Origin of the sequence: Micromonospora mangrovicola (genome assembly GCF_047200535.1) — a bacterium.
Classification (GTDB): domain Bacteria; phylum Actinomycetota; class Actinomycetes; order Mycobacteriales; family Micromonosporaceae; genus Micromonospora.
The window spans coordinates 11,696-32,621 of sequence record NZ_JBJZOG010000034.1 but is presented as its reverse complement, the minus strand read 5'-3'; the positions used below and the strand labels follow the sequence as shown (position 1 = coordinate 32,621).

Genomic DNA, 20,926 nt, shown 5'->3' with positions numbered 1-20,926 from the left:
ATGGCGGAACATCCTGCGCCGGCAGCGGCGAGTTGGGTGGACGACATTCTGTTCACCGGCCGTCCCACCGACATTTGCCTGCGCCTGCCGGAGCCGGTCGACAAGGGCACCCTGCAGTGCCTGGTCGGCGAGGCGCAGACCCGGCTCGCCGCGGCCGGGCTGCGTCCCGGCGGCGCCGCCGCGCTGCGGCTGCCCCCGTCCCTGGCGTACGTGGTGAACCTCCTCGCCACCTGGCGCAGCGGCGCCCAGGCCGTGCTGCTCGACCACCGGCTCACCGACCACGAGGTCGACCGGGCCCTGGAACGGCTCACCCCGCAGGTGGTGGTCGCCCCGGTGCGCACCGGTGCGGGGGCGCTGCGCGTCTTCGTCGACGTCACCGAGGGGACGACGCCCTGGTCGGACCGACCCGCCGGCAGCCCGCACGCCGTCATCCAGCTCAGCTCCGGCTCCACCGGACCGTCCAAGGTGATCGGCCGCACGGTCGAGGACCTGGTCGGCGAGGTGCACCGGTACACCATGATCGACGGGGTCGCGCTGCCCGGCGAGCGGATCATCCTGCTGCCCTCCATGGTGCACGTTCTCGGTCTGGTCGGCGGCCTGCTCTACGGTCTGCACGCCGGCGTCGAGCTGTGCCCGCCGGAGCGGCTCGGCGGCGACGCGGTCCTCGCCGCGATCGCCGCCCAGGACACCCCGGCCACCGTGCTCGGCGTGCCCTTCCACATCGGGCTGCTCGCCTCCACCCGGCCGTCCGGACCACTGCCGCAGCTCAAGCGGATGACCACCGGAGGCGAGCTGGTCCCGGCCGCCGTCGCCCGCGCCTTCACCGACCGCTACGGCGTCCCGCTGGGCAACATGTACGGGATGACCGAGGTCGGCGTCATCGGGACCGACCTGTACGGGCGGCACCACCCCGGCATCGCCCCCGCCCCCGGCATCCAGGTCCGGGAACAGGGCGGCGAGCTCTGGGTGAGCTGCCCGGCCTCCCCTTACGTGGGGCTGGCCGACCCGACCCGCTGGGCGGACGGGTGGCTGCACACCCGCGACGCCGGCACCGTCGACCCGGACACCGGGCTGGTCACCGTCAAGGGCCGGCTCGACTCGCAGGTGTCGGTCGGTGGCCTGAAGGTCGACCTGACCGAGGTGGAGGCGACCGTCGCCGAGCTGCCCGGGGTGGGCGTCGCCGTCGTGGTCTGGGACGACGGGATCACCGCGTACGTCCAGCCGGACGGGCCGCTGTCCGAGGAGACGCTGGACAAGCTGCTCGCCGAACGCCTCGCCGGCTACAAGCGACCGCGAACCCTGCACCTGCTCGACCAGTTGCCGCGCACCACCACCGGCAAGCTGGTCCGCTCGGCCAGGACACTGCGGGACGCCGCGTCATGACCGGTCCGCTATTCGAAGGTGACCTCGACGTGCCCGGCCGCCCCGGCGACCGCCACCGCCAGCACCAGGCCGTCCCCGGCCCCGGGGTGGCCCACCCGCACGTCGGGCCGGTCGGGGACCGGGCGCAGCAGCTCCCCGGAGCCGCCCGGCTCGGGCATCCGGCGGCGCAGGCCGCCGTCGCGCAGGCCGGAGCCGAGCACCTTGCCGACCGCCTCCTTCGCCGTCCACAGGCGCAGGAAGGCCAGGTCCCGGCCGGCCCGGTCGCGGGCGCGCAGCCAGGCCGCCTCCGCCGGGTCGTACCAGCGCTCGGCCAGCGCGACGGCGGGCAGCGTCCGGTGCCGTTCGACGTCCACCCCGACCGGTCCGCGCGCCCGGGCGGCCACCACCACCAGCCCGTCGACGTGGCTGACGCTCACCGGCAGCGTCCGCCCGTCCGGGACGTACACCTCCGGGCGTCCGCCGGGCGCCCGCCGCACCCCGATCTCCGCCTCGGCCCGGTCGAGCAACGCGCCACCCGCGCGTCGCAGCAGCCGCCGCGTCAGCTCCCGCTGGTCGCCGGTGGCACGGCCGGTCCACACGTACACGGTGTCCCGACCGGGCACCGGTAGCTGGTTCACGGAAAGAGGTTAAGGCCATGCGAGACGAGGTCCGCACCTTCGTCATCGAGCAGCTCGCCGACATGAACTACGACGTCGAGGACATCGACGACGAGACCACCCTCGGCCCCTCCGGCGTCGACCTCGAGTCGCTGGCCCTGGCCGACCTCGCCGTCCGGGTGGAGGACCGGTACGGCCTGAAGTTCGCCGACGACGAGTCGGAGAAGCTGGCCCTGATGACGGTCGGCGAGTTCACCACCATGGTCGCCGCGCGGGTGGCCGCGACGAGCGACAACTCCTGATGGCCGGTCAGCCCGACCTGGGGCGAGCTGACCTGGTGAGCATGCTCGCCGAACTGACCGCGAAACCCGTCGACCAGGTGCCCGACCGGATCGGCTCGATGGAGCTTGCCTGGCTGGTGCACCTCGTCGAGCAACGCTACGACCGCCGGCTGGATCTCTCCGACGACCAGCTCGCCGGCGTCCGCACCGTCGACGACGCGCTGGCGGTGTTCCACCAGTCGCTGACCGCGCCCGCAGATGGCTGAGCGGGAGCACGTTCAGATCACCGGCGTCCACGCGCTCAGCGCCCTCGGCAGGGGCACCGACGCGCTGCTCGCCGGGGTGCTCGCCGGCGCCCCGGCGTTCGCGCCGGTGCGCCGCTTCGACACCACCAACCGCCGGGTCACCGTGGCGGCCACCCTGCCGGAGGTCGGCACCCTCGCCGACGAGCTGGCCGCCGCGGTCGACGCCGCCTGCCGGGCGGCCGGGCTGGACCGGGCACACCGGGCGGAGTCCGCCCTGTTCCTGGCCACCCACGGCGGGCCGCTCTCGCTGCCCGCGCCGTCCGGGGTGGACGGTGGATCGGAGGTGCCGGCGCTCGCCGGCCACCTGGCCCGACGCTGCGGCCTCGGCGGCCGGACCCGGGTCTACACCACCGCCTGCGTGTCGGCGAGCACCGCCCTCGCCGACGCGGCCACCCTGCTCGGCCGGGGTGATCTGGACCGGGTCGTCGTCGCCGCAGGCTACCTGGTGGAACCCGACCAGTACGCGCTCTTCGACGCCGGCCGTGCCTTCGCCGCCGACGGGGCGGTCCGCCCGTTCAGCGCCGGGCGGCAGGGGCTGCTGCTCGGCGACGGGATCGCCGCGGTGGTGCTGGAGTCCGCCGCGGCGGCCCGGCGCCGGGGTGCGACGCCGCTGGCGGCCGTGGCCGGCTGGGGGCGGGCCGGGGACGCGTACCACCCCTGCCAGCCGGACCCGCGGGGACACGGGCTGGCCCGGGCGGTGGCGGCGGCGCTGCGCCGGGCGGGGCTGCCCGCCGAGGCGGTCGGCTACATCAACGCCAACGCCACCGGCACCCCGTACAGCGACGCCTCCGAGGCGGCGGCGTTGCGCGTGGCGTTCGGCCGCCGCGCCGGCCGGATCCCGGTCAGCTCCACCAAGTCGGTGCACGGACACGCGCTGGAGGCGTCCGGACTGCTCGAACTGGTGGTCACCGTGCTCGCCCTGCGGCACGGGAAGCTGCCGGTCAACGCCGGGTTCCTCGGCCCCGACGAGTCCTGCCCGCTGGACGTCATCACCGACGCCCCCCGGCCGGCGGCCACCGCCCACGCGTTGACCCTCAACGCGGCCTTCGGCGGGGCCAACACCGCCCTGCTGGTCGGTGCGCAGTGACCGGGGCCAGGGTGCTCGCCGAGGCGCGGTGGCCGGAGGCGGGGGACGGTCCGCCGCCGCCCTTGCCGGGGTTCGTGCACTCGGACTTCCATCCGCTGGTGGCGGCGGCCGCCGACCGCTGCCTCACCCGCCACCACGGGGCGGGACCGCTGCCCCCGGGCAACCGGACGGCGGTGGTGCTGGTCAGCGCGAGCGGGGACCGGGCCGGCGCGGAGCACGTCCGGGCCACGGTGGCCGCCGGGGGCCGGGTCGGTCCGCTCTTCTTCTTCCAGTCGGTGCCGAACAGCGTTGCCGGCCACGTCGCCGCGCGCTGGGGACTGGACGGACCGGTGGTCTGCCTGAGCCCGACCGGACCGGCCCGGGCCGAGGGCACCGCTGTGGCGGACCTGCTGATGTACGACGGCGACGCCGACCAGGCGTTGCTGATCCTGATCGAACAGGCATCCGACGGTACGCCCGGTGAGGCGGTCGCGGTGCTGCTGGGGAAGGGAACACGCCAATGAGGATGAAGGGACTGCGCGGCGCGCTGGCCGCCGACACCGAACTGGGCGCGGGCAACGTGCTGGCCCGGGTGCTGGCGCACGGCGCCGACCCGGACGGGCCGGGGCTCACCTTCGACACGCCGGCCGACGGCCACCCGGCCGAACATCCGCTGACCCTGGGCCAGCTCGACGCGCTGGTCGCCGCCCGGGCCGCCTGGCTGCACGGGCGCGGGGTACGCCGCCGCGACCCGGTCGCGGTCTGGGCCGGCACCGCCGCCGACATGGTGCTGTCGTACCTGGCCCTGACCCGGCTCGGCGCGATCCCGGCACTGATGAACGGCAAGCTGCGCCCGGAGATCGCCGCCGAGTACATCCGGCGGCTGCGCGCCACCGGGGTGCTCGCCGACGCCGACCACGCGGCGGCCCTCGCCGGGCACGACCTCGGTGCGCCGCTGCTCGGCCAGCCCGCCGAGGCCGGTGCCGGCGACCCGGCCGCCGCCCCGCCGCACTACCGGCACCACCCGGACGACCCGATCGTCATCACCCACACCTCCGGCACCACCGGCGTGCCGAAGGCGGTGCTGCACTCGCACGCCAGCCTCTTCGCCGCCACCCGGCACCTGCTGTCCATGCCGCAGGCGCAGGGCACCTCCCGGATCCTCAACGCGCTGCCCGCGCCGCACACCGCGACGGTGCTGATGGTCAACCAGGCGCTGGGCAACCGGGCGGAGATGTTCCTCCTCTCCGAGCAGGGTGGGGAGCGGGTGCTCGACGCCATCCAGCGGTGGCGGCCGGACGGCGTCTTCGGCTTCTCCGTCACCTGGGCCGAGCTGGCCCGCTTCGACCTGTCCGCGTACGACCTGGACTCGGTGCGGCTGTGGTTCAACACCGGCGACTGTTCGCACGAGCCGCACGTGCGCCGGCTCGTCGCGGTCGGCTCGCGCGACGTGATGACCCGCGAGGGGGTGAAGCGGGTGCCCGGTTCGGTCTTCATCGACGGGCTCGGCTCCAGCGAGATGGGGCACTCGATGTTCCACATCACCCACACCACCGACACCGGCCGGTACGGCCGCTGCGTCGGCCGCCCGTACCAGTTCACGAAGGTCGCCGTCCTCGACGAGCAGGGTGAGGAGCTGGCGCCCGGCCAGGTCGGCTGGCTGGGCATCGACTCGCCGTCGCTGTTCCGCGGCTACTGGAACGACTCGGTCACCACCTACCGGTTCCGGCTGCGCGGCTGGTACCTCACCGGCGACCTGGTGTACGCCGACGCGGACGGGCGTTACTACCACCTGGACCGGGCCGTCGACTCGGTCGAGGTCGGCGACGGGAAGCGGTTCTTCACCGCACTGTCCGAGGAGCGGATCCTCGCCGCCTGCCCCGACGTCACCGACTGCACGGTGGTGATCGTCAAGGAGGGCGACGACGTCACCACCGACGTGCTGCTGGAGCTGGCCGCCGGCGCCGACCCGGAGCAGGACCGCGCCGGGCGGATCCGGGAGGCGCTCGGCGAGGACGTCGGGGCCACCCTGCGCCGGGTGGTGCCGGTGCGCTCCGACGACATCCCGGTCACCGTGACCGGCAAGGTCCGCAAGGTGGTGCTGCGCGAGCGCTACCTCACCGAGACCTCGTCATGACCGCCGTGATCACCGGCATGGGGCTGTTCACCCCGGCCGGGCGCGGCGTCGAGGAAACCTTCGACGCGCTGACCACCGGCCGGTCCGGCCTGCGCCGCCCACCCGAGGGGCACCCGGCCCGGGACAGCCTCGAGGTGGCCGGGGTGCTGCCGGAGCTCGACCCGCGCAGCGTCGCCTCCGGCCCGGAGACCAGGGTGCTCGACCGGATCGTGCTGCTCGCCCTGCTCACCGCCGCCGAGGCGCTCGCCGACGCCGGCATCGAGGTGGGCCGGGACGTCGACCCGGACCGGATCGGGGTGGTGGTCGGCGGGGTCGGCGGGATGTCCACCCTGGAGAGCCAGGTGCTCGCCCGCGCCGCCCGGGGCCGCGCGGCGGTCAGCCCGTACCTGCTCACCGGGATCCTGCCGAACATGCCGTCGGCGCGGATCGCCATCGCCCACGGCATCCGGGGCTACAGCTCCTCGGTCGGCACGGCCTGCGCGTCCGGCGCCCAGGCCGTCGCCGACGCGGTCCGCCTGATCTGGGCCGGCGAGGCCGACGTGGTGCTGTGCGGGGCGAGTGAGGCGCCGCTCTTCCCGACCTTCGCCGACACCTTCGGCAACGCCCGGGCCCTGGCCCGCGGCTGGGAGGACCCCGCCGAGGCCAGCCGCCCGTTCGACAAGCGGCGCAACGGCTTCGTACTCGCCGAGGGGGCGGCGCTGCTGGTGCTGGAGCGCCGCGAGCACGCCGCCGCCCGGGGCGTCACCGGCTACGCCGAGGTCGCCGGGTACGGGGTGAACACCGACGCGTACCACCCGACGGCGCCGCGACCGGACGGCGCCGGGGCGGCGGAGTGCATGCGGCTCGCGCTGGCCGGCGGGGGAGTCGAGCCGGCGCAGGTCGGCTACGTCAACGCGCACGGCACCGGTACCCGGCTCGGCGACATCGCCGAGACCACCGCCCTCGCAGCGGTGTTCGGGGCGGGCGGGGTGCCGGTCAGCTCCACCAAGGGGCTCACCGGCCACCTGCTCGGCGCCTCCGGGGTGCTGGAGGCGGCGGCCACCGCCCTCGCGCTCGGCCGCGGGCTGCTGCCGCCCACGTACCACCTCGACGACCCGGATCCGGAGTGCGAGGCGGACCACGTGCGGGCCGTCCCGCGGGCGACCCGGGCCGAGTACGCGCTGAGCAACTCGTTTGGGTTCGGGGGGCAGAACGTCAGCCTGCTGCTGCGCCGGGTCGCCGCCGACTGCTCCGGGTCGCGGCGCGGCGACAGACGCGCCGAGCCGGAGTGGTCGTCAGTGGCGGTTCCGGACGGCGGATCGGGGAGGTGATCCGACGGTCCATGCCGGGCGCGGTGCGCCCGCAAGCCAGGCACGGGGGGAAATGGGGAAGGGATAGATGCGAGTCAACGGCATAGATCATGTCGAACTGTACGTGGGGGATGCCCGGCAGGCCGCCTTCTACTTCGGCTCCGCGGTCGGCTTCCGGCTGTGCGGCCAGGGCGGACCGGAGACCGGGCTGGCCGACCAGCGCTCGCTGCTGCTGGCCCAGGCCGACATCCGGATGCTGCTCACCTCCGGGCTGACCGCCGAACACCCGGCGTCGGCGTACGTGCAACGGCACGGCGACGGCATCGCGGTGGTCGCCCTGGAGGTGGACGACGCCGCCGGGGCGTACGCGGAGCTGGTGGCCCGGGGTGCGACCGGGCTGACCCCGCCGCGGACCTTCACCGGCGCGGACGCGGAGGTGGTGGTCGCCGAGGTCGGCGGCTTCGGCGACGTGCTGCACCGGCTCGTGGAGCGGCGTGGCGACCGTGGCCGCTTCCTGCCCGGGGCGATCGAGCCGCTGCCGGCCACCGACGGTGACGGCCTGCTCGCCGAGATCGACCACCTGGCCGTCTGCGTGCCCCCGGGCCAGCTCGACGACACGGTGAAGCACTACGCGGAGGTCTTCGGTTTCGCGGAGATCTTCGAGGAGCACATCGAGGTCGCCGGGCAGGCGATGAACTCCAAGGTGGTGCAGAGCCCGTCCGAGCGGGTGACCCTGGTCCTGCTGGAGCCGGACACCAGCGCCCGGCCCGGTCAGATCGAGGACTTCCTGCGCTGGCACGCCGGCGCCGGGGTGCAGCACCTCGGGCTGCGCACCGACGACATCGTCACCGCGGTCGACGCCCTCGCCGACCGGGGCGTGCGGTTCGCCGGCGGCACCCCGGCCGCCTACTACGACGACCTGGAGGCCCGGGTCGGCAAGGTCGACGCGCCGCTGGACCGGCTGCGTGAGCTGAGCATCCTGGTGGACTCCGACCACGGTGGCCAGCTGCTGCAGATCTTCACCGAGTCGATGCACGTGCGCCGCACCCTCTTCCTCGAACTGATCGAGCGACGCGGGGCGCGCACCTTCGGCAGCGGCAACATCAAGGCGCTCTACGAGGCCAAGGAACGGGAACTGGCCGCGGCGGGGGCGACCCCCGCCGTCGCGGCCGGTACGTCAGGAGGGATGGGGGCATGACCACGACACATCCGCCACTGACCGCCGAGGAGGAGGCGCTGCTGCCCTCCGAGGAGGATGTGCGCCACTACGCCGAGCACGGCTGGTACCTGTCGAAGAAGCTGCTCACCGACGACGAGGTGAACGAGCTGGTCGCGGCCACCGACCGCTACTACGCCGGGGAGCGCGACCGCCGGCTGCCGGTGCGCCCGCCGCGCCTGGCCTACTGGGAGCCGAGCAGGGGCGACGTGCAGCGGCACAACGACTACGTGCACTACGAGCACGACGTCATCGGCCGGATCCTGCGCAAACCGCTGATCGGGGCGGTCGCCGCCCGGCTCGCCCGGGCCGACGAGATCCGGGTCTTCCAGTCCACCCTGATCTGGAAGCCGCCGATCTCCGGCGAGCCGTCCAACATCGTGCCCTGGCACTTCGACAAGCACTACTGGGCGTCGTCGTCCTCGGAGGACATGCTCACCGCGTTCATCCCCTTCCACGACTGCGGCGAGGAGATGGGCACCATCACCATGGTCGACGGGTCGCACCGCTGGCAGGAGATCGGCGCCGACGACACCGTGGTCCGGCACTTCGCCGACCGGGACCGCGACCAGCTCGACGCCATGCTCGCCCGCAACGCCGCGCACAACGACACCGAGATCCGCAAGCTCCCCATGGTGATCCCCCAGGGGCACATGAGCTTCCACCACTGCCGCATCTACCACGGCAGCGGCGCGAACGTCAGCGGGCGCCCCCGCCGGGCGATCTCGCTGCACCTGCAGGACGGCGGCAACGCCTGGCGGGAGTACCCGCTCTCCGACGGCACGCTCGCCGCGTACAACCACGACGTGCTGGTCCGCCGGACCCACGAGGGCCGGCCGGACTACGCGGACCCCGAATTCTGCCCGGTCATCTGGCGCGACCGCGCCCCGCAGGGAGGCTGACAATGTCACGGTACGACTGGGGTAGAACCCACCCCGGCATCGAGCGGCTGGAGCGGGCGGTCACCGAGCGCCGCGACGTGGTCGTCAAGCACCCGCTCTACGCCAACCTGGACACCCACGATGCGCTGGTCACCTTCATGGAGCACCACGTCTTCGCGGTGTGGGACTTCATGTCGCTGCTCAAGTCGCTGCAGCGCCAGCTCACCTGCGTCACCGTGCCGTGGATCCCGACCGGCCCCACCGGCAGCCGCCGCCTGATCAACGACATCGTCATGGTCGAGGAGAGCGACGAGCTGGGCGACGGCTACATCAGCCACTTCGAGCTCTACGTGCAGGGCATGAAGGAGGCCGGCGCGGACACCACCGCGGTCGAGAAGCTGATCGACCTGCTGCGCGCCGGCCGCCCGGTGAGCGCGGCGCTGACCGGGGCGGGCGTGCCCGCCCCGTCGGCCGCCTTCGCCGGGACGACCTGGCGGATCATCGAGAGCACCCCCGTGCACTGCCAGGCGGCGGCCTTCGCGTTCGGCCGGGAGGACCTCATCCCGGAGATGTTCACCCAGGTCGTCGCGGTCAACGAACGCAGCCGGCGGCTGAACAAGTTCGTCGACTACCTGGAGCGGCACATCGAGGTCGACGGGGAGCAGCACACCCCGATGGCGATGCAGATGCTCGCCGACCTCTGCGGCGACGACGACACCAAGTGGCGGGAGTGCGCGGACACCGTCAACGACGCGCTCGCCGCCCGGGCCCGGCTCTGGGACGACATCCTCGCCGCGATCAAGGAGGGCCGCCCGGCGTGACCGACACCGACCCGGTCCGGCTCTACCGCACGGTACGGCTGATCCGCCGCTTCGAGGAGCGGGCCATCGACCTGGTCCGCGCCGGGGAGATCGTCGGCGGCATCCACCCGTACCTCGGGCAGGAGGGGATCGCCGCCGGGGTCTGCGCCGCGCTGCGCGACGACGACCTGGTGACCGGCACCCACCGCGGGCACGGGCACGTGCTCGCCAAGGGTGCCGACCCGGCCCGGATGCTCGCCGAGCTCTGCGGCCGGGTCACCGGGCTCAACCGGGGCCGGGGCGGGTCGATGCACGCCGCCGACTTCGGCGTCGGGGTGCTCGGCGCCAACGCCATCGTCGGGGCCGCCGGCGCGATCCTCACCGGAGCGGTGTGGGCGCGTCGGCGGCGCGGCGACGACATCGTCGGCGCGACCTTCTTCGGCGACGGCGCGGTCAACGAGGGCATGCTGCTGGAGGCGTTCAACCTGGCCGCGCTCTGGCGGGTGCCGGTGTTGTTCGTCTGCGAGAACAACGGCTACGCCACCACCATGCCCGTCGCGGGCGCGGTCGCCGGCACCATCGCCGGCCGCGCCGAGGCGTTCGGCATGCCGGCCACCGCCGTCGACGGCCAGGACCCCGAGGAGGTACGCGCCGCCACCGCCGCCGCCGTGACCCGGATGCGCGCCGGCGGCGGCCCCGAACTCGTCGAGGCCCGCACCTACCGGTTCGACGCCCACCACACCTTCGAACACGTGGTACGCCTCGACTACCGCCCGCCCGGGGAGGTGGCCGCCGCCCGCCGGCGGGACCCGGTCGACATCCAGGGCGCCCGGCTACCGGCCCCGGTCCGGGCCGAGGTCGACGCCGCGGTGGAGGCCGTCCTCGACGCCGCCGTCGACTACGCCCTGGCCGGTCCCGCGCCGGACCCGGCCGGCGCCCTCGACCACCTGTACGCCAGCGGGCTCACCGCCCGGACCGGAGGTGGCTGATGCCCCGGCTCTCCTACCGCAGGGCGCTCACCCGGGCGCTCGCCGACGAGATGACCCGCGACGAGTCGGTCTTCCTGCTCGGCGAGGACATCCGGGTGGCCGCGGCGAACGTCACCTCCGGGCTGCTGAAGAAGTTCGGGCCGCAGCGGGTGCTCGACACCCCGCTGTCGGAACAGGCGTTCACCAGCTTCGCCACCGGCGCCGCCCTGGCCGGGGCACGCCCGGTGATCGAGTTCCAGATCCCCTCGCTGCTGTTCCTGGTCTTCGAGCAGATCGTCAACCACGCCCACAAGTTCCCGCTGATGACCGGCGGCCAGTGCGCCGTCCCGGTCACCTACCTGGTGCCGGGCTCGGGCTCCCGGACCGGTTGGGCCGGGCAGCACTCCGATCACCCGTACAGCCTCTTCGCCCACGTCGGGGTGACCACCGTGGTGCCGGCCACGCCGGCCGACGCGTACGGGCTGCTGGTGTCGGCGATCCGTTGCGACGACCCGGTGGTCGTGTTCGCCCCCGCCGCGGCGATGGACGTCCGCGCCGACGTCGCCGACCTCGGGCCGGTACCGCTCGGGAGGGGCGTGGTCCGCAGGCCGGGCGCCGACGTCACGGTGGTCGCCGTGGGACACCTGGTGCACGACGCGCTGGCGGTCGCCGACGAACTCGCCGACCAGGTGTCCGTGGAGGTCTTCGACCCCCGCACCCTTTACCCGTTCGACTGGGACGGCCTGGTCGGGTCGGTGGCCCGCACCGGCCGCCTCGTCGTGGTGGACGACTCCAACCGGTCCTGCGGCATCGCCGGGGAGATCATCGCCACCGTCGTCGAGCGGGTCCGGCTGGCCGCGCCACCCCGGCGGGTCACCCGCCCCGACGGCGCCGTGCTGCCCTTCGCGCCCGCGCTGGACCGCGCCGTGCAACCCGGCCGGGAGCAGCTCACCGCCGCCATCCAACTCTGCCTGAAGGACGGATCATGATCGACCCCGACTACTCGTGGCCGCCGCTCGGCCAGGCGTGGACCGACCTTCCCGAGTCGACCCGTACCGCGATGGTGGCCGCCGGCTCCGCCGCCTGGGAGAAGATCTTCCACGGCCGGGCCACCTACAACAAGCAGTGGCGGCTGGCCCGGCCGCCGGTGCTCAACGCCGACGCGTTCCGCGAGCTGAACGAGATCTGCGACCGGATCGCCCAGCTCATCCTGGAAGCATGCCAGCGCCGCGCCCGCACCGCCGGGGAACTGCGCCGGCTGCTCGACGTGCCGGAGGGGGAGACCAAGCTCCTCGTCGCCGACGAGGTGCTGCACGACGGTCTGCTCGCCGCGTACCGGCCGGACGTGCTCTACTCCGGCGGGGTGCCGTGCATCGTCGAGTACAACATCGACAGCAGCCTCGGTGGCGGCTTCGACGCCGACACGGTGATCTACCGGTACGCCGAGCTCTACCGGGAGCAGGAGCTGCTCGGCGGGGCCCGACCCGCCCCCTCCCTGCTGGACCAGCGGTTCGTCGCCATCCGGGACTCCCTCGACCTGCCCGACGGCGCGCGGGTGGCGCTGCTGATGGACTTCGAGGCCGAGTACCCCGGGCTGGACGACCCGGAGACGTTCATCCGGATCCTCTCCCCGCTCGCCGACCAGGCTCGGCGCTTCGGCATCGACCTGGTCATCGGGCCGGTCGCCGGGGCCACCCTCGACGACCGGCGACGACTCGTCGTCGGCGGCGCCCCGGTGGACGCGTTGTTCCGGCTCTTCGTGCCCAACCGGGTCACCCCCAGCGCCGGCCTGGACGCCGTCGCCGGGGCCCTCGCGGCCGGCACCCTGCCGATGTTCGTCAGCACCGCCGCCTGGCTGCTCAGCAACAAGCTGAACTTCGCCTGGCTCTGGGCGGACCTCGACCTGCTTTCCGACACCGACCGGGCGCTGGTCCGCCGGTACGTGCCGCACACCGTCGCGCTCACCGCCGACCAGCTCGACGGGGCCCTGGCCGAGCAGGCCGACCTGGTGGCCAAGCCGGCCGGCGGGTCCGCCGGGCACGGGGTGCTCATCGGCCGGGAGATGAGCACTGTGGCCTGGGAGGACGGGGTACGCGCCGCGATCGACGCGGGCGGCAACATCCTGCAGCGCTACCACGAGGCGGATCGGGTCACGATGGACTTCGTGCAGATCGAGACGGGGGAGACGGTCAGCGCGGAGGTCCCGTACAGCCTCGCCCCGTACCTGTTCGGCCGGACCGCCTCCGGCGCCCTCGCCCGGGTCGGCTACCCCGGCTGCGAAGGCGTCCTCAACCTGGCGAGAGGCGTCCTCATGACCGGCATCCTGCTCACCGACTGAGGCCCTGTTCGTGTCCGATCAAGGAGTTCGCGTCATCCTGGGCCCGGATCCTGACGCAAACTCCTTGATCGGCGCCTCGGGAGGCCCGTTCACACCGAACCGGTCCGCTCCGAGGGCGTCGGCGTGGCGAGGAACTCGGCGATCGGGTCGACGAGCCGCGGGGGCGCGACGGCGATGCCGTTGTGCGAGCAGCGGGGAACGCGCAGCGTCCGGGCCCGGGGCAGGACCGCGGCGAGCAGGTCGTTGATCTCGGCGTACCAGGGCGCGGCCTGGGCTCCGCAGGCGAGCAGCACCTCGGCTTCGATGCCCGCGTACTGCTCGGCCGGTCCCTCGTGCGCCTCGATCTGCCGGCTCTCCCGCAGCGTCATCGGCAGCAGCGCGCCCATCTTCCGACCGATCTGGGTGCGCAGGAACAGCCGGCAGATCGCGGTTCGCACCCCCAGCGGCAGCCGCGACGCGGCGTCCTGCGGGTTCACGCCGGCGGCCACGATGGCCATCGCCCGGGCGATGTCCCCGGCACGGATCGCCTCCTCGGTCGCGTCGAGGTAGTCCGTCGGCAGGCCGTGCCCGGCGAGGCAGAGCGGCGCGTCGTAGGTCACGACCTGGTCCAGCGGCAGCCGCAGCGCGGCCTGCAGCACCACGAACGCGCCGTAGCTGTGCCCGAGGACCCGGCGGGCGCCGGTGTGGGCGAGCACCGCCCCGAGGTCGTCGATCTCCTGCTCGACCGTGTACGGCTCCCGCCTCGGCGGGGCGTCCGCCCGCCCCCGCCGGTTGTAGCGGTGCACGGTGAAGCGGTCGGCGAGCCGCGCCGTGAGGCGGCGGTACTCGTCGATGGTGACCCCGCCCCCGTGCACCACCACGACACCCGGGCCGGTGCCGCTCGTGTGCAGGACGATGTTCGCGCCGTCCGGTGCCGTGATCCGCTCCATCGCCATGCCCTCCCGCAAAACCGCGAACGGTGTTTGCAGTTTACACTGGTGCGGTGAGCGGCGCACCCACGGACTTCGGCGGAGGTTCCATCTGGAGCCGGCCGGAGCGGGGCACCCGGGGTCCCGCCCCGACGCACGGGCGGGACGCCATCGCCGCCGCCGCGGTCGAACTCGCCGACACGGGCGGTCTCGCGGCGGTGTCGATGCGCGCGGTCGCCGGCGCGCTGGGCATGGCCGCCGGCTCGCTCTACCGGCACCTGTCCTCCCGCGACGACCTGCTGGCCCTGATGGTCGACCGGTGCGTCGGCGAGCTGCGGCCGTACCCCGAGGACGCCGGTGACTGGCGGGACGACATGGTGCTGCTGGCCCGCCACCAACTGGAGTTGTACCGGCGGCACCCGTGGCTCGCCGACGCGATCGCCCACGCCGGGACGCCAGGCCCGAACACCCTCGCCTGGTTCGACACCTGCCTGCGCATCCTCCAGCCGGTGCGCGCCCCGGTCACCGCGAAGTTCGAGGCGATCGCCATGGTCACCGGCGTGGTGTCGCTCTTCGCCCGGGCCGGGGCGAGCGCCGGTCCGCTCACCTTCGACCACGTCGATCTCGCGGCATACCCGCACCTGGCCGCCGCGTTCACCGAGCCTCCGCCGACCGCCGCCCCCCGCCGGGACCTCTTCGAACGGACCCTGCGCGGCCTGCTGGCGGGACTGCTCAGCGCCGAGCCCGGCTGACCGGCCCGCCCGTAACCCGGTCGACACCCTGCGCGGTCCGAGGGCAGGATGCGCGGATGGACGGGGAGCGGAAGCGGCCGACCGCGGCCGAGATGGACGCGGTGGTGCGCCAGCTGTACCGCAACGCCCGCACCGTGCAAGACGTCACGCGACTCACCGGCGGCACGAGAAAGGGCGTCTACCGGCTCACCCTGGACGACGCCACGAGCTGCGTCCTGCACGTCTGGCGCGACGCCGAGAACTGGTGGCCCACCACCGACGGGGATGTCGACGGCCCGTTCGCCCCCGCCACCGGGCTCGACCTCTTCGCCGCCGCGCACGCCGAGCTGACCGCCGCCGGTGTCCGCGTACCGGGGGTCCGGCTGCTCGACCGCGACGCCGGCCTGGCCGTGGTGGAGGACGTGCCCGGGGGGACGCTCGAAGCCCTGCACGCCCGCGACCCCGGCCGGGCTGCGCCGGTGCTGGCCCGCCTCGGTGAGCTGGTGCGCACCCTGCACGGCCGGCGCGGCGACCGGTACGGCCGTCCGCTGAGCCTCGCGCCGCCGGCCGCGCCGCCACCACACACGGTCGTCCGCGACCGGGCCCGGCGTCACCTGGCCGAGTGCGCCCGCCGGGTGCCGGCCATCGCCGCGGCCGAAAAGCGGATCGCCGCCCTGCTCGACGCCGCGTACGCCGAGGTGAGGCCGCGGACCGGGTACCGCCTGATCCACGGCGAGCTGGGCCCGGACCACGTGCTGGTAGACGACCGCGACGAGCCGGTGCTGATCGACATCGAGGGCCTGATGTTCTTCGACGTCGAGTGGGAGCACGCCTTTCTGGAACTCCGCTTCGGGGAGACCTACCACCACCTGGCGGTCGGCGGGCTGGACGAGCCGCGTCTGGCCCTCTGCCGCCTGGCCATGGATCTGTCCCTGGTGACGGGCCCGCTCCGGCTGCTCGACGGCGACTTCCCCGACCGCGCCTTCGTCCGGTCCATCGCCGGCCACGCCACGGGCCGCATCCTCGCCCGCCTGCCGTCCCCCTGATCAGGGAGCCGGGCGCGCCCCGGGCGGTCCGGTGGCCGTCCCCGGCCGGGCACCCAGCACCCGGAGGGTCTCCGCCGTCGCGATGGCGTCGCTGCGGGCGCTGCCGTGCCGGCCGTCGCTGCTGTACAGGGACGGGTCGGCCACCAGCGGGTGGTCGGTGAGGTGCACGTGCAGGGTGCCGAGCCGCAACGCCAGCGCACCCGTGCGCGACGACAGCAGACGCATCCGCTCGCCGAGCCCGGCCCGCAGCGCCGCCGGCACCGCCGGGCTGTGCGAGACGTCGAACATGCCAACCGTGATCACCTCCGCGCCCGCGTCCCGCAGCGCGTCCACCATCGCGGTCAGCTCGACGTCCACCGCGTCCGGGTCGTAGCCGGCGCGGAAGGCGTCGTTGCCGCCGCAGACCACCAACGCCAGGTCCGGGGCGAAGTCCAGCGCCGGGGCGAGCTGGGTCGCCCGCACCTCGTGCGCCCGCAGCCCCCGCCGCCCCAGGTTCAGGTACGCCAGCCCCGGCCGGACGCCGCGCAGCTCGGCCGCGATCCGGTCCGCCCACTGCAGGTCCGGGTACCCGTCGACCGGCTCGCACAGCCCCTCGGCCACGCTGTCGCCCAGCACCACGAACCGCCGCCACGGGTGACCGCGCAGCAGCTGGGCGCTCTCACCCGGGCGCAGGCACCACGGATCCGTCGCTTCGGTCAACGTCGATCCCACGTCCGCACGCTAGCCGATCGGCGACGCCCCGTCGATCATCCGCTCAGCGCGGGCCGAGCGCGAGCAGCAGCAGCGTGGTCACCAGGCCGGCGGCGGCCACCAGGATCATCGGGCGGGGCGTGAGCACGGCGTGCCGGCGGTCCGCGACCAGCCGGGCCGGGGCCAGCCCGGCCAGCGGGCCGAGCAGCGTGACCACCAGTGCCAGCACCGGCATGCCGACCGCCAGGTCGCCCCCGGAGCCGTGCCCCAGCGCCCGCGCCGCCAACCCCAGGGCGTACGCGACGACCGCCCCGCCGACCCCGCAGGCCACCAGCAGCGGGTTGGCCGAGGCGGGCAGCTCGCCCGGCTGACGGGTCCGGTTCAGCAGCTCCCGCACCCCGTGCAGCAGCGGCACCGGGTCGCCGGTGGCCTCCCGCGCCGGCCCCGGCGGATCGCCCAGCCGCCGCCCGCCCGTGCCGACCCGGGCGTGCAACTGTCCCCACAGGTGGGTGGCCTCGGCGTCGACCCGCTCGACCATCTCCTGCGCCTCGGCCACCTGCGCCTCGGCGCGCCGGACCTGCTCGGTGGCCTCGGCCACGGCCCGGTCCGCGGCGGCGCACTGCTGTGCGAACCAGGTGTGCGCCTCGGCGCGTTGGGCGGCCACCCGGGTGGTCAGCTCGGCGAGCCGACGGATCTGGGCGGCGTACGTCTCACTGCTGGCCGGTTCGTTCATCGGGAGGGACCATAAGGGATGATCACCTGCCCGGTGCGGTGCACCGCCCGGTCGAAGTACAGACCGCGCCACGGGCGCGGGTACCAGTCGGGGCCGCCGGTGCTCGGGTACAGCGAGGAGCCCAGCTCCGCGCCCTGCACGTCCAGCGCCACCCAGGCGCCGATGTTCTCGATGCGGGCGGCCGGACCGCCCAGGTCGGTCCGCATCCGGGCCACCCCGCGCCACCAGGCCAGCACGTGGGTACGCCGTTCCGGCCCGTCGTGCAGGATCCGGCGCAGCTGCTCCAGCCCGGTCCGCCGCCCCGCCCGGCCGGCGAGCTGCCCGGCCGCCGCGTCGACCGCGTACAGCAGCAGGTAGTGCGGACTGTTCGGGGTGCCGGGCGCGCCGAGGGAGTCGCCCACCTCGGCCATCAGCTCGGGCACCGTCTCCTCGTCGTACCAGGCGGCGTCGTCGGCCAGGTCCTCGTAGAGGGCGCGGGCGGCCGGGTCGGCGTCCGGGTCGAGGCAGGCGATGGAGAACCGGGCGCTGCCCGGGCGGTGCTGCCGCGCCAGGGAGCGGGCCGCCGCGTCGAGCACCGCGCACGCCTCGTCGACCCGGGTGCCGAGCACGGCCAGGTTGCGGCCGGGAGCCCGGGGCAGCCGCAGCGCCGCCGAGCGGGCCTGCACGTCGATGATCTCGCCGAGCAGCGCCACCGGGCTGCGTGGCACCCCCTGCTCCGGGGCGGTCAGGGCGCGGAAGTCCGGCGCCTCGGCCAGTTTCGGGATCGCGTCGCCGTCGAACAGCCGGGCCGGGGCGGCGTCCTGCGGGCGCATCCGCCACAGCCGGTGCTGCAGCTCGCTCCAGGTCTCCCAGTCGCTGGCCGACGGGATGCGGGCCACTTCGTTCCCCTCGACCAGCCCGGACTCGGCGTTGACCACGGCGTGGTGCCGGGGCAGCGACTGCGCCGTGTCGTTGCGTTCGGCCAGGATGCGCAACGCCTTGGGCAGCGCGATCCGCAGGGTGAACTGGGCGACCAGGGCGGGCCGCCCCCAGAGCGCCTCGATGCCGCGCACGTCCTGTGAGGCGAGCACCAGGTGGATGCCCTGCGACCGGCCCCGCCGGGCCAGGTCCTCCAGCAGGTCGGCGGCTTCCCGGGCGACCACGTCCCGGCCGGCGAGCAGCGCCTGGAACTCGTCGACCACGGCGACGATCCGCGGCCAGTGCCCGGTCGGGTCCACCGCGCGCAGCTCGGCCAGCTTGGTGACCTCGTGTTTCTTCGCGGCGTCCGCCCGCCGGCGCAGCTCCTCGGCGAGGAAGCGCAGCAGGGCCAGCCCGAACTCCCGGTCGGTGTTGACGTTGATGCCGACCAGCCGCATGTGCGGCAGCCAGCTCGGGTCCCGCCGGCCCTGGGCGAACCGGGCGAAGGACACCCCCTCCTTGAAGTCGAGCAGATAGAACTCCAGCTCGGCGGGGGAGTAGCGGGAGGCGAGCGCGCCGATCCAGGCGAAGATCAGATTGGTCTTGCCGGTGCCGGAGGGGCCGCCGATCAGCGCGTGCGGCGGGTAGTCGCCGAGGGTGAGCAGCACCGGTCGCCCGTGCGGGCCCTCGCCGATCGGCGCGGTCAGCCCCTGCGCCGAGTCCGCCCGCCAGTACTCCTCGGACGGGGGAAGCAGATCGGTGAAGGGTGCCGGAGGCGGGCCCGCGTTGACCCGGGACGCCACCTCCCGGCAGGTCTCGGTGACCAGCGTGGCCGGCGGTGGCGCGTCGAGCACCACCGGCAGCCCGGCGATCCGCGCGTCCTCCGGCTCCACCACCACGCGGGTGACCGTCGGGTCGTCCGGCAGCTCGATGCCGCGGACCACCAGGTGCACCCCGCAGGCCGCGCCGGTGCGGACCACCCGGTCCAGCTGGCCCCGTTCGTGCCGGGACAGCTCGTCCCCGCCGAGCAGCACCGCCACCCGCCACGGCTCGGGCCGGCGGCCGGTCGCCGCGGCCAGGGCGCGCAGGGAGCCGTACTCGCCGGCGAGCACGGTCTCGTTGATCCGGCGGATCTGCTCCACCAGGTCGTCCAGCAGCCGGCCCAGCCCGCCGGGGCCGACAAACGTGAGCAGCCCGGCGGTGCCGAGCGGGGCGAACCCGGCCAGCCCGCCGCCGAGGTGCTCCGGGTCGTAGCCGAAGAGCCGGACCGTGCCCGGATCGGCGCGGCCCACCGAACGCAGCAGCAGCGCGGGGACCACCGCGGCGATGCCCTCGCGGTCGCTGCCGGCCAGCTGCACGTGGCCGGCGTCCAGCAGCGGCACCAGCGCCGGCACCGGCTCGGCGCCGGGGATGCGTACCGTACCGACCCGGACGGCGCCGGGGCTCTCGCTGCGGCCGGCCGGCGTCGGTCGCCACCGGTCCCACCGCGCGGACGCCGCCCCCGGCGCCTCCCGCTCGGCCGCCGCGGCGGCCGAGCGGGTCAGCTCGCCGATCCGCCGGGTGTGCCGGGCGTCGATCTCGGCCAGCCGGCGGTCGCGGGCTTCACCCACCCGCTTCGGCACGGCCGCCGCGGCGCGCCGCACCCGGGCCAGCCGGTCCTGGCCGGCGACCAGCTCGGCATCGGCGGCGGCGAGCCGGTTCCGGGTCGCGCCGAGGGCCTCGGAGAGCATCCCGCGGACCCGCGACACCAGTTGGGCGCGGACGTCAGCCATGGACACCCCGGGACGGCTCCCGTTCCTCGGCGTCCCTCGGCAGGTCCCGGCCGAGCCGGTCCAGCAACACCCCGGTGACCACCCCGGCGGTGACCGCCGGGTCGGCCGCGTGCGGCCGCTCCTCCGCACCGGAGCGGCGGGGTGGGGGCATCCGGCAGACCCGGGTCAGCAGGGTGTCCAGCACCGGGGGCGGCAGCCCGGGCAGCAGGTCCCGGACCCGCCCGTCCAGCTCGCTGCGCAGCCGACCCAGGTCGTCGGCGCGGGGCGGGTGCCCGAGCAGTTCCCCGGCCAGGCCGCGGAGCATCGGCGGGGCGATCGCGGCCAGTCCCAGCCCGACGTCGGCGTGCGCGCCGCGCAGTTCGCGGTGCAGCCGGTCCCGGTCGCCGGAGCGGACCCCGGTGACCACCCGGCGCAGCAGCTCCCGGGAGTCGTCGACCCGCTCGTCCGGCTCGTCGGCCGCGCTCTCCCGGCCACCGGTCAGCTCGGCCACCCGCACCGCCCACCAGCGCCGCATCGCCGGCTGCTCGCCCGGTTCCCCGGCGTGGCCCGGGCCGGCCGGGGGGGTCTCCCCCCGCGGCGCGTCGTGCTTCGGCCGGCGCTGCTCCCCGGTCGGGGCGGGCGACCCGTCGGCGGCCAGCCCGATCGCGCCCAGGTACGCGGACAACTGCTCCTGGGCCACCCGCAGCGCGTGGGCGGCGGTCTCGGCGTGCTCGGTCGCCGCCGACAGCTCCGGCACCCCCATCGGGTTGGCCGACTCCTGGCGCACCCAGCGCAGCCGCTCGGTGGCCTGGCCGAACTTCTCCAAGGCCAGGGCGAGCGGGGCGAGCGGCAGCTCCTCGGCGGCGGCGCGCACCTGCGCGCCGATGTCCTCGACGATGGACACGGCCCG

At 74.9% G+C, this 20,926-nt stretch carries 20 protein-coding genes and 1 pseudogene; 15 read left to right on the top strand and 6 right to left on the bottom strand.

Annotated features, from left to right (window positions below):
- Entirely contained in the window at positions 1-1,383 is a 1,383-nt protein-coding gene (locus ACL02O_RS16115; RefSeq protein ID WP_412818881.1) for a class I adenylate-forming enzyme family protein, read from the top strand.
- Between the two features lie 11 nt (positions 1,384-1,394).
- On the opposite strand, the pseudogene ACL02O_RS16110 reads toward ACL02O_RS16115, so the two are convergent.
- A pseudogene (locus ACL02O_RS16110) lies at positions 1,395-2,000 on the bottom strand (4'-phosphopantetheinyl transferase family protein); the annotation flags it as partial.
- A gap of 17 nt (positions 2,001-2,017) precedes the next feature.
- Between ACL02O_RS16110 and ACL02O_RS16105 the strand changes: the two are divergent.
- From ACL02O_RS16105 to ACL02O_RS16050, 12 genes are all read left to right on the top strand, one after another.
- On the top strand, positions 2,018-2,281 hold the full coding sequence (locus tag ACL02O_RS16105; RefSeq protein ID WP_412818880.1) for an acyl carrier protein: 264 nt from the start codon (positions 2,018-2,020) through the stop codon (positions 2,279-2,281).
- On the top strand, positions 2,281-2,526 hold the full coding sequence (locus tag ACL02O_RS16100; RefSeq protein WP_412818879.1) for an acyl carrier protein: 246 nt from the start codon (positions 2,281-2,283) through the stop codon (positions 2,524-2,526). The genes ACL02O_RS16105 and ACL02O_RS16100 overlap by 1 nt, the downstream gene beginning before the upstream one ends.
- Positions 2,519-3,652, top strand: a complete 1,134-nt coding sequence (locus ACL02O_RS16095) for a beta-ketoacyl-[acyl-carrier-protein] synthase family protein (protein WP_412818878.1) — start codon at positions 2,519-2,521, stop codon at positions 3,650-3,652. The genes ACL02O_RS16100 and ACL02O_RS16095 overlap by 8 nt, the downstream gene beginning before the upstream one ends.
- Positions 3,649-4,155 (top strand): hypothetical protein, encoded by a 507-nt coding sequence (locus tag ACL02O_RS16090; protein WP_412818877.1) that lies wholly within the window; start codon positions 3,649-3,651, stop codon positions 4,153-4,155. Before ACL02O_RS16095 ends, ACL02O_RS16090 begins: the two co-directional genes overlap by 4 nt.
- Positions 4,152-5,768: a class I adenylate-forming enzyme family protein gene (locus ACL02O_RS16085; protein WP_412818876.1), complete on the top strand. Its 1,617-nt coding sequence runs from the start codon at positions 4,152-4,154 to the stop codon at positions 5,766-5,768. The genes ACL02O_RS16090 and ACL02O_RS16085 overlap by 4 nt, the downstream gene beginning before the upstream one ends.
- The gene (locus tag ACL02O_RS16080) at positions 5,765-7,078 is read left to right on the top strand and encodes a beta-ketoacyl-[acyl-carrier-protein] synthase family protein (protein WP_412818875.1); all 1,314 of its coding nucleotides are present in this window, start codon (positions 5,765-5,767) and stop codon (positions 7,076-7,078) included. Before ACL02O_RS16085 ends, ACL02O_RS16080 begins: the two co-directional genes overlap by 4 nt.
- A 67-nt stretch (positions 7,079-7,145) precedes the next feature.
- Positions 7,146-8,255, top strand: coding sequence for a 4-hydroxyphenylpyruvate dioxygenase (gene hppD / locus ACL02O_RS16075; RefSeq protein ID WP_412818874.1), 1,110 nt, complete (start codon positions 7,146-7,148; stop codon positions 8,253-8,255).
- Complete coding sequence (locus ACL02O_RS16070) at positions 8,252-9,175, top strand: phytanoyl-CoA dioxygenase family protein (protein WP_412818873.1); 924 nt, start codon at positions 8,252-8,254, stop codon at positions 9,173-9,175. Before hppD ends, ACL02O_RS16070 begins: the two co-directional genes overlap by 4 nt.
- A 2-nt stretch (positions 9,176-9,177) precedes the next feature.
- A complete protein-coding gene (locus tag ACL02O_RS16065; protein ID WP_412818872.1) occupies positions 9,178-9,975 on the top strand; it encodes a DUF3050 domain-containing protein in 798 nt (265 codons plus the stop codon).
- Positions 9,972-10,943, top strand: coding sequence for a thiamine pyrophosphate-dependent dehydrogenase E1 component subunit alpha (locus ACL02O_RS16060; RefSeq protein WP_412818871.1), 972 nt, complete (start codon positions 9,972-9,974; stop codon positions 10,941-10,943). The genes ACL02O_RS16065 and ACL02O_RS16060 overlap by 4 nt, the downstream gene beginning before the upstream one ends.
- Positions 10,943-11,911, top strand: coding sequence for an alpha-ketoacid dehydrogenase subunit beta (locus ACL02O_RS16055; RefSeq protein ID WP_412818870.1), 969 nt, complete (start codon positions 10,943-10,945; stop codon positions 11,909-11,911). The genes ACL02O_RS16060 and ACL02O_RS16055 overlap by 1 nt, the downstream gene beginning before the upstream one ends.
- Positions 11,908-13,260, top strand: coding sequence for a hypothetical protein (locus ACL02O_RS16050; protein ID WP_412818869.1), 1,353 nt, complete (start codon positions 11,908-11,910; stop codon positions 13,258-13,260). Before ACL02O_RS16055 ends, ACL02O_RS16050 begins: the two co-directional genes overlap by 4 nt.
- 89 nt (positions 13,261-13,349) lie before the next feature.
- Here the strand turns inward: ACL02O_RS16050 and ACL02O_RS16045 are convergent, their stop codons facing one another.
- Complete coding sequence (locus ACL02O_RS16045) at positions 13,350-14,189, bottom strand: alpha/beta fold hydrolase (protein WP_412818868.1); 840 nt, start codon at positions 14,187-14,189, stop codon at positions 13,350-13,352.
- A 53-nt stretch (positions 14,190-14,242) separates the two neighbouring features.
- On the opposite strand from ACL02O_RS16045, the gene ACL02O_RS16040 reads away from it, so the two are divergent.
- Positions 14,243-14,920: a TetR/AcrR family transcriptional regulator gene (locus ACL02O_RS16040; RefSeq protein ID WP_412818867.1), complete on the top strand. Its 678-nt coding sequence runs from the start codon at positions 14,243-14,245 to the stop codon at positions 14,918-14,920.
- Positions 14,921-14,976: 56 nt separating this feature from the next.
- Entirely contained in the window at positions 14,977-15,945 is a 969-nt protein-coding gene (locus ACL02O_RS16035; protein ID WP_412818866.1) for a phosphotransferase family protein, read from the top strand.
- On the opposite strand, the gene ACL02O_RS16030 is transcribed toward ACL02O_RS16035, so the two are convergent.
- Genes ACL02O_RS16030 through ACL02O_RS16015 form a run of 4 tightly spaced genes read right to left on the bottom strand, consistent with a single transcriptional unit; the run spans position 15,946 to position 20,920 of the window.
- The gene (locus tag ACL02O_RS16030) at positions 15,946-16,656 is read right to left on the bottom strand and encodes an SGNH/GDSL hydrolase family protein (RefSeq protein WP_412818865.1); all 711 of its coding nucleotides are present in this window, start codon (positions 16,654-16,656) and stop codon (positions 15,946-15,948) included.
- Between the two features lie 43 nt (positions 16,657-16,699).
- Positions 16,700-17,368 (bottom strand): hypothetical protein, encoded by a 669-nt coding sequence (locus ACL02O_RS16025; protein WP_412818864.1) that lies wholly within the window; start codon positions 17,366-17,368, stop codon positions 16,700-16,702.
- Positions 17,365-20,037 carry an FtsK/SpoIIIE domain-containing protein gene (locus ACL02O_RS16020; RefSeq protein ID WP_412818863.1) on the bottom strand — a complete coding sequence of 891 codons (2,673 nt, stop codon included), beginning with the start codon at positions 20,035-20,037 and terminating at the stop codon, positions 17,365-17,367. Before ACL02O_RS16020 ends, ACL02O_RS16025 begins: the two co-directional genes overlap by 4 nt.
- Positions 20,030-20,920, bottom strand: a complete 891-nt coding sequence (locus ACL02O_RS16015; RefSeq protein WP_412818862.1) for a hypothetical protein — start codon at positions 20,918-20,920, stop codon at positions 20,030-20,032. The genes ACL02O_RS16020 and ACL02O_RS16015 overlap by 8 nt, the downstream gene beginning before the upstream one ends.
- Between the last annotated feature and the right edge of the window lie 6 nt (positions 20,921-20,926).